This window comes from Halocatena pleomorpha, from assembly GCF_003862495.1.
GTDB classification, from domain to species: Archaea; Halobacteriota; Halobacteria; order Halobacteriales; family Haloarculaceae; genus Halocatena; species Halocatena pleomorpha.
Genome location: NZ_RRCH01000028.1, coordinates 160,755 through 173,366, shown reverse-complemented (window position 1 = coordinate 173,366; position 12,612 = coordinate 160,755). Strand labels below are relative to the sequence as shown.

The 12,612-nt window shown below is 56.0% G+C and carries 11 protein-coding genes and 1 pseudogene; 7 read left to right on the top strand and 5 right to left on the bottom strand.

Annotation, left to right across the window (positions count from 1 at the left end; all coding sequences use genetic code 11):
- Positions 1–77: 77 nt before the first annotated feature.
- The 3 genes from EIK79_RS12740 (at position 78) to EIK79_RS12730 (ending at position 3,284) form a co-directional block, all read left to right on the top strand.
- Positions 78–680 carry a hypothetical protein gene (locus EIK79_RS12740; protein WP_124955488.1) on the top strand — a complete coding sequence of 201 codons (603 nt, stop codon included), beginning with the start codon at positions 78–80 and terminating at the stop codon, positions 678–680.
- Positions 681–821: 141 nt separating this feature from the next.
- Entirely contained in the window at positions 822–2,486 is a 1,665-nt protein-coding gene (locus EIK79_RS12735) for an ABC transporter ATP-binding protein (protein ID WP_185715626.1), read from the top strand.
- Positions 2,487–3,284, top strand: coding sequence for an energy-coupling factor transporter transmembrane component T family protein (locus EIK79_RS12730; RefSeq protein ID WP_124955486.1), 798 nt, complete (start codon positions 2,487–2,489; stop codon positions 3,282–3,284). It abuts the gene before it with no gap.
- Between the two features lie 382 nt (positions 3,285–3,666).
- Here the strand turns inward: EIK79_RS12730 and EIK79_RS12725 are convergent, their stop codons facing one another.
- Entirely contained in the window at positions 3,667–4,203 is a 537-nt protein-coding gene (locus EIK79_RS12725; protein ID WP_124955485.1) for an NUDIX domain-containing protein, read from the bottom strand.
- A gap of 185 nt (positions 4,204–4,388) precedes the next feature.
- Here EIK79_RS12725 and EIK79_RS12720 point away from each other — a divergent pair.
- Positions 4,389–4,616: pseudogene (locus EIK79_RS12720) on the top strand (helix-turn-helix transcriptional regulator); the annotation flags it as partial.
- A 341-nt stretch (positions 4,617–4,957) separates the two neighbouring features.
- Here EIK79_RS12720 and EIK79_RS18145 read toward each other — a convergent pair.
- From EIK79_RS18145 to EIK79_RS12705, 4 genes are all read right to left on the bottom strand, one after another.
- Positions 4,958–5,095, bottom strand: coding sequence for a hypothetical protein (locus EIK79_RS18145; RefSeq protein WP_185715625.1), 138 nt, complete (start codon positions 5,093–5,095; stop codon positions 4,958–4,960).
- A 48-nt stretch (positions 5,096–5,143) separates the two neighbouring features.
- Complete coding sequence (locus tag EIK79_RS12715) at positions 5,144–5,386, bottom strand: HalOD1 output domain-containing protein (protein ID WP_124955484.1); 243 nt, start codon at positions 5,384–5,386, stop codon at positions 5,144–5,146.
- Between the two features lie 64 nt (positions 5,387–5,450).
- Positions 5,451–5,750 carry a DUF7344 domain-containing protein gene (locus EIK79_RS12710; protein WP_124955483.1) on the bottom strand — a complete coding sequence of 100 codons (300 nt, stop codon included), beginning with the start codon at positions 5,748–5,750 and terminating at the stop codon, positions 5,451–5,453.
- Between the two features lie 218 nt (positions 5,751–5,968).
- Complete coding sequence (locus EIK79_RS12705) at positions 5,969–6,334, bottom strand: hypothetical protein (RefSeq protein ID WP_185715624.1); 366 nt, start codon at positions 6,332–6,334, stop codon at positions 5,969–5,971.
- Between the two features lie 104 nt (positions 6,335–6,438).
- On the opposite strand from EIK79_RS12705, the gene EIK79_RS12700 reads away from it, so the two are divergent.
- From EIK79_RS12700 to EIK79_RS12685, 3 genes are all read left to right on the top strand, one after another.
- Complete coding sequence (locus EIK79_RS12700; protein ID WP_124955482.1) at positions 6,439–7,197, top strand: creatininase family protein; 759 nt, start codon at positions 6,439–6,441, stop codon at positions 7,195–7,197.
- Positions 7,198–8,032: 835 nt separating this feature from the next.
- Positions 8,033–10,633 carry a glycosyl hydrolase gene (locus EIK79_RS12690; protein ID WP_124955481.1) on the top strand — a complete coding sequence of 867 codons (2,601 nt, stop codon included), beginning with the start codon at positions 8,033–8,035 and terminating at the stop codon, positions 10,631–10,633.
- Between the two features lie 196 nt (positions 10,634–10,829).
- Positions 10,830–11,948, top strand: a complete 1,119-nt coding sequence (locus tag EIK79_RS12685) for a TrmB family transcriptional regulator (protein WP_124955480.1) — start codon at positions 10,830–10,832, stop codon at positions 11,946–11,948.
- Positions 11,949–12,612 lie beyond the last annotated feature (664 nt).

Sequence of the window (12,612 nt, the reverse complement as noted above, 5' to 3'; positions counted from 1 at the left end):
GTGCGTATATTGATGGGTACTATCCCTAGTATAGGAGAAATATAAACTATCACATTTTGCATGAATGATACCCCAGCATGCTCGGGAATCGTTTCGGCTTAGGCCAACCGTATCCGACCACAAAGCTGATCGTGATCGCCGGAATCACCGCGGTGCTGTTCGTTGGGGGATTATTGATCACCGAACGATTCGGAGAGTACTTCGTTGATGTCGATTTTAAACCATTTTTCATCGTATATGTTGTTCTCGCGCTGGTACCGTGGGGCCGTCCAACTGTGGCGATTGGCGTTGGTGCAGCACTCGGTGAGGGGTTTCTAGATCTCATCGAGGGGTATGAATTCGACGATCCGTTCGGATTCGTCGGCTACCTCGTCGGCTTTACCGTTGCTGGCTGGTTTTTCCGTAACGATCCAACAAATCGTTTCAAGCTCGCTACTGGTGCGATTGTGGGTGCATTCGTTCAGGCGAGCTTCGAAGCAAGCGCGTTCGTGCTGATTGAACGAGAAGCGATGGAGGCCGCATTCGTGAGCCTCATCGGTAACACGATCACTCACGGGATCATCCTGGGAATCATTCCACTATTCCCTTGTGTTACAGCACTCTACGGGCGAATCGAGCGTTTTCTTGGCTTTGCACCAAAAGGGACAAATATCGAACAGATTGTCGAGAGGATTGAGTAATATGTGGTGTAAACGAGCCCACTTAACCACACTGGCGACAACCTCTGTCCACTCACTTACCATTCTCTCACGGTGGGGTGGGCATTGATGTTGAACGTTTGTGATTTTACATTTAGATATCCCGGAACAGTGACCCCTGCTTTGTCAGGGATTACGTTCGACATCGAACAGGGGGAGGTCCTCGGAATCGTCGGACCCGTTGGAGCCGGTAAAACCTCGTTGTGTATGGCTCTTGCTGGCTTCATTCCCCAAGTTACGGGGGGCAGTTCAACGGGTGAACTCACCGTTTGTGGACTCGACCCACGCGAGGTATCCAACGAAGCGATGGCGTACCGTGTCGGAATGGTCTTCGAAGACTACACGGCACAACTCACTCAGCCAACGGTACTCAGTGAAGTGATGTCCCCGCTCCTCAACCGTGGCGTCTCAAGAGAGGAGAGCGAAGACCGTGCTCGTAAACTGTTAGATACGGTAAGTCTCACCGAGCAGGTGGACAAGCGAACCTGGGAATTGTCCGGTGGGCAACAACAACAGGTCGCTATCGCTACGACGCTTGCAATGGATCCGGACGTTATCATCTTCGACAGCGCAACCGGAATGCTCGATCCCATGGGGACGGCAGATGTGAGAACACTCATCAATGAGCTAGCAGGTGAGACGACACTGGTTATCGCACAGAACGACCCCGACATGCTGATCGGTCTCACTGATCACGTGTTGGTTCTTTCTGCGGGTGAAAGCGTCGCGTTTGGGCCTCCCGAGCAAGTTCTTCGAGATGAGGATCTCCTCGATCAGAGCGCTATCACACCGCCCGTGTGTCTTCGCGCCGCCCGTGCGCTTGATCTCTTTGAGACACCGCTCACGGCGGCAGCGTTCGAAGAAGCAGTCAAATCATCGACGCTATCGGAAGTGGACAGCGAACAGCCGGCGACAGACGGTGATCGGCCCGGCGAGACCCTAGTCCGAATTTCGGACGTGACGTACCAGTATCCAGACGGAACCACGGCACTCTCGAATGTCGATCTCGAAGTTCGTGCAGGCGGAGTCCACGCGATCATTGGCGGAAACGGAGCGGGAAAGACCACCCTCGGAAAACTCCTCGTCGGACTACTCGAACCGATGTCCGGCCGTATCTCGATCGACGGTGTCGATACCTATGAGCAGACCGCGTCCGAACTCGCACGTACAATCGGTATTGCGCTCCAGAATCCGGACGAACGACTCAGCGAGCGCACGGTTGAATCCGAAATCGCCTTCCCACTCCACCGTCATCAGTATGAACGGACAGGTCTGTTGTCGAAACGGAAACACTACGACAACAGCTACATCGACCACAGGGTATCGTGCGTCAGTGAACTTGTCGGACTTGAACAAGAGCTGCACGATCGGGATCCGACGCTGCTCCCCCGAGGGCAGCGTCAGCTCGTGGCGATCGCACAAGCTCTCTCCCTCGATCCCTCAGTGCTCATTCTCGATGAGCCGACAGTTGGTCTCGATTCAGCCGCCAGAAGACGAGTTGGACGTACTATCAGTCGCTTGCAGGAGATGGGAAAGGCCGTGATCCTGATCGAGCACGACATGGATTTCGTCTGTGACGTTGCTGACACCGTGACGGTTCTCGATGACGGTTCGGTCGCGCTCGCTGGATCGACACGGGACGTGTTCACGAAACACAGCCAAGAGACACTTTCGGAGTGGTGGCTTCGTCTTCCACGAGCGGGGCAGCTAGCCAGCCGCATCGGTGTCGACGCGCTGACCCTTGATGAACTCGTCTCGAAACTCACATCGATACCGGAGGTGTCGTAGATGGGACGAGTACCGACACTCTATCACGAGCACGATACGATCTTGCATCGCCGTGATCCTCGGGCAAAACTGTTCGTGTTCGCGCTACTCGTCGCTTTCCTCTATATCGCTCCGACGTGGCAGTGGATGGCGGCACTAACTGGGATCGGTCTGTGTATGGCTCTCGTCGCACGCCTTTCGTGGAAGTGGGTCGCTGGGTTGTGGCTGCTTCAGGTGCCGAACATCCTCTCGATCACCGCTTTCGCGGCGAGCGACCAACTCTTAGCCGGTCAGCTCCCTTCCCTATCAGAACTCGGATTCGCTCTCAACATCGTGTTCGCGTGGGCGGCTGCGCTGTTCGTCAGCGTCAGCCTCTTCTCGACGATGCGGACTAACGAAATCGCGGACGGCCTACGTGGACTCGGTGTTCCCGAAGTGATTTGCTTCACCGTCGAATATACGTTCTTACTCATCTATGCTAGTTTGAATGATATATTCGACATTGCTGATGCGATGCGATTAAAGGGAGTTGAGATGCGGAGAAGGAGACCAATAGCGTTTCTGGTCGGCATTTGGCGACTGTTCGTTCCGGTCGTCATCACGATCGTTCGTCGGGCGAACACGATGATGGCTGTCCTCCAGATGCGTGGATTCGCGGCGGCGACCCGGCGTGATCGGGAGATCCCGTCGAAACTCGATGTGGGAGACGCGATATTGGTCGGCGGCGGACTCGTCCTAGTTTGTGGGGCTCTCATCGCGCGTTTCGGCGTCACCGAATGGCAGGTGGTTCGCACTGTCTTCAAGGCCGCCCTTTCCTAACGGACGTTTCATTTCCACCTAACGATCTGGAGAGCTGTCACCATCACGGATTCGGCAATCTCGCTGCTTGGGAAACACCTATCTTTCTACAAGGAGAGAAACCCGCCGTTCACGCCGGGGAGGATATCACACTACCGATATGAGTGCGAAGCCAGAATCGAAATCAGGGGGGAGTTCCTTTCCGGGAGTATTTCATAATGACAGATGAGTGCAGACAGTTTGGTCTAATTCTGTGCTTCCGCAGCAGGAGTTCATTCCCCAGTGTGCCGCTGCATAGAGCGAATCACCGTTGACGAAATAGAGCACGCAGGACGCTCAACGGCGTGAACGCAGTTTGTCGCTTACTTTCTAATGCACTGAGTTCGACCGATGTCACAGTGATCTACTCCGAACTGGAACCAGAAGATACGGATTCCCGAAGAGCCGCGAGCTGTTCAAGGACGGTCTCCCGGTTCACGTCGGTGGCTGCGTATGGGTTCGTGACGGCCGCGAACGGTTGGGAGCCGTCGAAGGCGGCCGCTCGTTCGACGGCTCGGTCGAGCCGAACAAACGCGTCGGCCAGTCGTGTTGCTGCTGTTTCCGATGGGAGCCACGCATACGCGTCGTGTTCGTCGTTCAGGGAAATCGCCCGCTCGTCAGTCTCACAGCGATAGACGAGCGTCACCATCGGCGCGCCCGTCGCGTCGTCGATCCATCCGCCGTACATCGCTTCAACAAGTGGCCCAACACGACTGTCGATGGATAACTCCTCCTGAAGCTCGCGACGGAGTCCGCCGACGAGTGTTTCCCCGTACTCGAACGTCCCACCGGGTGGTTCCCAGTGATCATCACATTTCGTGAGCAACACCTGATCGTCTGGGCCGAACAGGATCGCCTTCTGGGTGAGCTTGCCAACATAGTGAGTGGTAGTGTCTGACATCGCTACGTCTACAGTGTTCGGAATAGGAGGTAATATCAGTCGTGGGAAGACCATTCACGGGCCGAGGAATGGCTGAGTGGGGAGTGGTCCTCCGAGTGCAGTATCTGGAGGCAGCCGAGCTAGGAACGTCTCACTATCCGAAGCTGGTATGTTAGCCCGATTCCCCATCGGGACGCGTCGCGGCCGACGAACCGCACGGACTAGCGGTCAAAAACGAGCTTGCGAATTACGACGAGACAGAGATCCACGCTGGTCAGCTGTATCTAAACCTCGACACGATTGACGAGAAATATTTGGTCGAGAAGGGCCAACTCGACCGACGAACGAACTACTACAGCCTGACGCAACAGGGCCGGCGTGAGATCGACGCTCGGACTGACTGGAAAGCACAGTACATCGACTCACGTATCTAGTCGGAGTCAGTAACTGGTGTCAGCGTCTTCTTATCGGCCTTAGCTTTCGCGTGTTCGGGGTGCCACCGCTCGTTGTCGAACGGTGATAGACAGAACCCGACTCGGGTTGAAGTCTGGTTGCGTGAGTAGTTAAGGATTAGAGGACAGCCACCACACTAACGGTCACCGTGCCCAAAGGATAGATGTCTGGGGGACAGACACCACTACAATGAGCAAATTGAAAACGGCTCGTCGACTGTGGAACCGGCTGCCATCAAGCGTCAAGCAACGAATCATCAAGAAAGGACGGAAGCTGCTTCGACGAAAGTAATCGATATAGTCGTCAGCTCCTCTTTGTCGCGTTATTGGAGACGAACGCCTGAAAGAACTCGCTGAGTCTGATCCGCGGGTCGGTCGGCGGTCTCCTGACCAACCAGCACCGATTTCGGGATGTCGACCGCCGCCGTGACCGATTGGAGTCGTTTGGCGATGTGTCTCACAGTTACCCCACGAGTTAGAACTGATCTGGCCGGTCTCTGGGAGTTTCGTCATGTTTCGACGGACACGTTGCCCTCCGCAGTCACGGTAATGGAGTAGCTGCAGTAGTTAAACGTTACCTCCCCGCCTGTTCCGTCGTTGTTTACGAACAGGACATCCAGAGCATCGGGATCAAGGGCGTCGTACAACGGTTCTGGAAGTTCTGTCGGGTGAATATTCATCTCTGTGGCGACTGCCTCAATAACGTTCCTGCTGAGCGATTCATCAACGGAGCGTGGTGGCGATGGACCCATTGTATTGATTTAGAAGGACAACTGTATACCACTACTGGTCGCCTAGACATTCCATCGAAGGCACTCAACACTCACCGGAGTCGCTCATCCATTTAAGTAGTGGGCGAAGCTCCCCGAACTGTGGTCCCTTGACGATCTCGTTCTCATTCTCATTCTCATCCCACTGAATAAATCCGTAGTCTTCGAGTTTTGGAAGGTGGGTATGGTACATCGCTATCTGCAACTGCCGGTCAGCGTCCGCTTGCTCTGGCCGCCCGTCTGCGGTGCTCTGGTTCGTGACGCTCTGTGGGTTGTGTTCAAGCAGATCGAGTAACAGTTCTCGGCGGTGTTCGTCTCTGAGTGCGTCGAAGATGTTGTCGTTCATTGTAGCCTCAAGAAGTGCCCCCCTGAAGGCTAACCGTCCTTCAGGATCTCTTCACACTAGTGAGAGGATCGGCAGACGGATAAGACTATCGTGAACGTAGATGCTCAGATTCGGATTTTCGCGAAATACGCGTGATGAAATTGTGATTCCCATATTGGATGATGTGAGAACACGAAAATTTGCGCCCGATTCTGTGGAATCCCGAACTCAGCCACCGTTCACTCGGTCGGTAGCTCTTCGTCTGCTACATCAGCTGTGCGTGCATCTGTCTTCTCAGTACCTTGCAGGAAGAAGTGGTTGAACGGCTGGACGTGGCGCTGTCGCATCATCTCTGAGGACTCGATTTCTACCCCAAGGTCGTGGATCGCGTCGGTGACTGTGATAATGTCGTCTGTACTGGTGCCAACCACATCAACGCGGATATTTCGTCGGCTAGCCAACATCTCACGAACGTCTATCACGCCCTGAATCTCACGGAGTTGCTCGGAGAACTCAGCGAGGTTGGTGGGTGGTGCGGAGATGACAAACGTCACTTGCAACGGCAGATTCGCGGCAGCAACGGTGGAACAGCAGCTTCGCGCCATTATTCAACAGTGTATTATGTAGAATAATGTACTCGTGGCAGAATGAATCATATTGTTGTGGGATAACCATAAGCATTTCATTCCTACCCACAGAATACTCACCGATGGGTTCTCGTAGATCGATCCTCCTTGCGGAGATGGCATGGCCAGACATTGAATCGGCACTTGAGTCTGGAACACGGACCGTAATCGTTTCCGTCGGTTCGATCGAACAACACGGGCCACACCTGCCACTCAATATGGACACGCTTGACGGTGATGAACTCGCTCGCCGAATCGCAGAGCAACTCGGCGATGCCCTGGCCGCACCGACAATCCGTCCCGGCTGTTCCGGTCACCACATGGAATTTTCAGGGACGATCACGGTACCACCTGAGACGCTGATGAACATGATCCGTTCGTACTGTCGATCGTTGGACGACCACGGGTTCGAGTATATCGTTCTGATACCAACACATGGTGGGAACTTTGCTCCTGTCAAGACTGTGGCCCCTGATATTGGGCGAGAGATCAGTGCCAGCGTGATTACGCTTGCCGACTTGGAGGAGCATATGCAGTTACTGAATGACGGGCTTATCGAGGCAGGCATTGAGTACGATCAAGACGTGATTCATGCAGGTGCAGCCGAAACAGCAATCGTACTGGCGATAAACGACGGACTCGTACAGGGAGAACACTGTGAGCAAGGGTATGAAGGAGACCTCTCTCCCGCACGGTTACTTAGCGAGGGATTCAAATCAATCACCGAGAATGGTGTCCTCGGCGATCCCCGTAAGGCGACTGCCGAGGCTGGAGAACGCATCATCGAGAAAGTGACGAATGAGTACGTTCAACACATTCGGAACGAACGTGAAGCGACATAACGTACAGATTGGAGTAAACACCTGCTTTGTCTGTATTACGGGGGGCTGAAGATGTTTTTTTCATGCGCCCGATTAGCAAAGCAAGGCTAGATAAGAACGCCGAATGCTCTCGTCGATGATCATAATTACAGATGGCGGTTCACACTAGACACTTGACTGATGCATATCTTGTTGGGATCAAACTTTGCGAACATATCTGTAATCGGACGTCGCTCTGTGAGGCTTCTACTGCGCTCGATGGTCCATTCGACACACCTTACTGATGGCTACCCGGCCCGGCATCCAGCACCAAGAGCTTGCGCAGAGATTCGGTCTTGATCGTCTCCCAGATGAGCCAGTGCTATCACGAACCAAGTGCTCGCACTGCGTGACACACCCACCCGATCGGCCAACGGCTGATCGTGGCGAGCGGGTGTGGTCTCGTGCAACGAGAAGACGACTCGTTCCGGCACGATCGCAGAGGTCTAAGACGGCCCGAACATCGCTCACGTGGCCTACCGATCGTTCCTATCGATCTCTGGCTATTTGACAAGACAGTATCGTCGCCGGATCGTAGTCCGGGTAATGACCGTCGCTTGAACAGCGGGAATCAAGGGGACCGGTAGCCCGTAAATGAAAAATACCTTTTGAATCCAATGGTGTAAATGTTCCTATTGGAAAGATATAATAGATACCACTGCAACATTTTGATGATAGCGTGCAACGGCGTGGCAACCGGGTAGATAGCACAGCGGCTTTACGGGCGCTGGAACGCGACGGTCACTAAAGCGGAGAGACCAGCAGACAGGGTCCGCCGTCGCAGAGACGTCACGCCGGGGCGCTATCAGCAACAACTATGAGCAACGAACAATCTTCGAACGACGAAGCGATCGACAGTCAAGCGCAATCGAACGACGTATCGCGCAGGGATTACTGCAAGCTGGTCGGCGCAGCATCGGCGGCGTGGACGGTCGGTGGGGCCAGCACTGCCAGTGCGAGCAACCATGTGCCGGTTGGCAACGGCAGTTACACGACGGCGTTGCCGTCGGGTGCGCAAGCACCTCAGGATGCAATCTGGACGACCACAGGGTTCGGTGATGAGCCGGTTCCGACCAACGACTGGTGGTCGAGTCTAGTCTGGAACGCATTTTCGGAGAACATGTTCGCCCAGCCGCTGATGCTTCGGGCGGAAGACGACGGGCTCCTCGTCAAGAACCCGACCAACTGGGTTGACGGCACGACGACGGTGATGGACAACAGCGGCCGTGATCTGACAATCGGACACGCAGGTACCGACAGTTTCGCTGACACGCGCTTGGACGATCACGGCGACTGGTCGGTTGACGCGCTCTGGGGCGAGGGGAGTGCCACGACGTTGCGCACAACGTTCGCACAAGGATCACCCTTCGTATTCTGCGAGTACGAGGGCGGCGGAGCCGTGATCAAATTCGACAGTGCGCCAGAGATCTGGACTGAAGAAGGGAACGTTCTCGGCGTCACCGTTGGTGGGCACCACTACGGGCTGTTCGCTCCGTCCGGAACGACCTGGTCGGGCGTCGGCACCGACACACTCACCAACGACCTCGGCGGCGCTGGCTACTGCTCGATCGCCGCCCTACCCGAGACCGCTTTCCTCGGAACGTTCGAGGACTACGCGTACAACTTCGTCACCGACACTCGGGTCGACTGGGAGTACGACCAAGCCAACGCTGCAGTCCACACCACCTACAACTTCGAGACGGATGACAGGGCCGAGAGCGCAACCACAGGGACGATCACCGCTTTGCACCCCCATCAGTGGAAGCACAGCGATGACGACACGCTAGAGACGACTTACACGTCCCAGCGCGGGGAGATGCGTGTCGTCGCCAAGTCATCGTTTTCGACGACGTACGACTACGGCGGCATGCTCCCGTTCTTACCCGACGAGGGCAGTTACGACACCGCAGAGCTGCAGGGATACATCGAAGAGATCGACACCTCGATTGAGGGCCCCGACACGTACAACGTCGGCAAAGATTACGGTCGGCTGGTCGAGAGCAAGGCGCTGGCCGAGCAGTTTGGCCTGAGCGGCAAGCGCGACGACATCGTTGGCTCGCTGCGGGATCACCTTGAGAGGTGGCTTCAGGCCGAGAGCGGAACGACGGAACTGTTCTACTACGATGACACTTGGAAGTCGCTACTGGGATATCCCGAGAGCCACGGGTCGGCGTCGTCGTTGTCTGATCACCACTTTCACTACGGGTACTACGTGCGCGCCGCTGCCGAGATCGCGCGCACCAACTCTGAGTGGGGCGCTCAGGACCAGTGGGGCGGTATGGTCGAGCACCTGATCCGCGATTACGCCAATCCTCGCCGTGATGACGACATGTTCCCGTTTGCACGCAACTTCAGTCCGTACTGTGGGCACTCTTGGGCGGAAGGCGGCGGTGCCGAGTTCGCCGACGGGAACAACCAGGAATCATCATCCGAGGCGCTCAACGCATATGCGGCGATCATCGAGTGGGGCGAGTACACGGGCAACGAGGAGCTACGCGACTTCGGCGTCTTCCTCTACACGACTGAACTCCACGCTGTCCACGAATACTGGTTCGACGCCGACAACGCGAATCACCCCGACTCGTGGGACTACGGGACCGCCGGGATGGTGTGGGGCAACGGTTATGCCCACGCCACCTGGTGGACTGCCAACGAGGAAGCAATCCATGGCATCAACTGGCTGCCACTCGCTGGCTACTCGCTGCATTTGGGATGGGATGACGCGGTGCCGGAGGAGAACTACAACGAACTCGTCGAGAACAAGGGCACTGACGAATTCGACTACTGGCCGGACATCATGTGGATGTATCGGGCGCTTTCGGATGGACAGGACGCTGTCGAGAAGTTCGAAGCGCGGAAGAACACCTACGAAATCGAAGGTGGACACACGCGCGCTCAGACGTATCACTGGATCTATAACCTCCGCGAGATGGGCTCACCGGACGGCACCGTCACCGCAGATACACCGTTCTACCAGGTGTTCAGCGACGGCAGTCAGCGGACCTACGTGGCCTACAACGCTGGTGACTCCACTACAACCGTGACCTTCTCCGACGGCGCGCAACTGGACATCCCTCCGAATTCGATGGCCACGTCTGCAGGCGACGACACCGGTGACGGCGGTAATGGCGGCGGCGGTGACAGTACAACCACCTACTCCGGCGACAACTGGACCGCCATTGTCACCGACGACGGCGACACCAGCTATTGGACGTTCGATCCGAACAACGACGCCGCTTGGGCGGACATCCAGTTCGATGACGGCGGCTGGATCGGCTACCGCATGGAGTCCGATGGGGGGACCCACCGCCACGCACGCGACACCGCTGACGACGGCGACTCTATCAACGTCCGATTCGTCTGGGACGACGGTGCTGGTGGGCAGTACGTCTCCGACGCGATTACTCACGAGTACTGACTGCCTGCCCAACCGCTCTCCGGTCAGTAAGTCAGACGCGGTCGGTGTCTCTCTGGCCGATCTACTACTGAATGATACAAACGATTCGGCCCGACTGTCTGGCAGGGTGAGCGAAGATACTGGTACTGGTGAACGGCGTCACTCTGCGCCCTGACTTTGCAAAAGACTGATTAGCAATTGTTGTTCTTATGAAGCTATGGATAGAGACCCGCTCCAAGACGCGCTACAGGGCGCAGGGTTGACCTCATACCAGGCTGACGCCTACGTCACGTTGCTCGAGCAAGGAATGATGCCAGCCGTGAAGGTCGCCAAGCGATGTTCCGTACCGATGTCCCAGATCTACGATGTCCTCCGCGATCTCGAACGGATGGACTACATCGAGACGTTCGATCAGGACAAACTCCACGCCCGTCCACGAGAGCCGATCGATGTCCTCCGTGAACTTCGGTCTCGGGGGCAGCTGATGAACAAGGCGGCAGACGCGATTGAGGACCGGTGGGAGCGGCCAGCGATCAGCGACCACATGGTCAGCGTCGTCAAGCACGAGGAGACGGTCGTTGACCGGGCCCGTGACTTGATCCGAGACACGGAGAGCTTTATTGAACTGTCAGCAACCGTCGATCAGTTCCGGGCGTTGACGAACGCCCTTGCGGACGCACATGACCGTGGTGTCGTCACGAAGGTGGCCGTATACGGAATCGATCTGGAGGAGAGACTCGCGGAGTCCCTTGAGGGGACAGTAACGGAACTCCGCGCGTGCCGGATCCCAGGACCGTTTCTACTCGTAGCGGACCGCACGTGGACGTGCTTCACGCCAAACGACTGGGCCAACAGGCCGTTCGGCGTCCTGATCGATGACTACATCCTCTCGTTTATCTTCCACTGGTACTTCCAGACGGGCGTCTGGGCCCTCTGGGAGACGGTCTATGAAGACACCGGCCCGCCGTACGTCTACGTGACCCTCGAAGAGTTCGTCCGGGACGTGGCGCCGCTGTGGGAGGACGGAGCGAGTGTCGCCGTGACGGTCGAGGGAACATGGGTCGACACGAACGAACCCTGTGAGATCACCGGGCGTGTCACCGATATCGCGTACTCGGATGTCTACCGCCCTGAGAGATGCCCGTCGTTCGAGGAGTTGGCCGGATTCCTACGGCTGGAGGTCGCCGCTGACAACGGCCTGTACAGCGTCGGCGGGTGGGGCACCGTCTATGAGGATATTGAGGCAGTCCGGATCTCCTTCAACGCGATCGAATTCGACGAACCGACGAGTGCAGACGCCGACGGTACGCAGGACATCACCTTGATGACGTGGTGATTCTGTCTCAGCAATATCAAGCGCGTCCCTCATAGATCCGCGGATCGGGTTAGACGGCACGGTCGTGGCCCGTTTGTACCAGCGATCCCGATAGCGCTCACAGTTGTGTTGTCCGCGATCCCAAAGATAGCCTCGACGCACACGGCGTCATGGCTGATCCAGCCGTGGATGTCAAGGTTTGAAACGACCTCTTTCCCTTCGATCGACACGTCGAACTCGCGGGCGCCGTCCTCCGTCCAGTAGATTTCGGAGGTGAGCTCGCTATATATCTCTGAGTGGTGCAGAGCGTCAGCGATAGGATCCAACCTCTTGTCGACTACTGCGCTGGTCAGGCCTTTGGTTTAGAGGAGATTCACTGATAGACCTGACAGTCTAAATTGATACTCAACTTACCATTATTGAATATTATATGAAACACGTCATTTATTCGTTCCACGGTTTATACTTAGAATCAACGTACTCGGAGCGGATAGATATGTCAATATTCTATTTAGTCTCCAGCAAATAGACAAATTTCATCATGTATCGTTTACAGTCCAGTATCTAGCCTGAGTGATGGTTGCATTACAGAGTTGGTCTACGTGAATACGATGAAGTGGAACACCGACCCTCGTCACACGGTGCGCTGAAGCGCCACGATAGCAGAAGCGAACAACAGTGATCC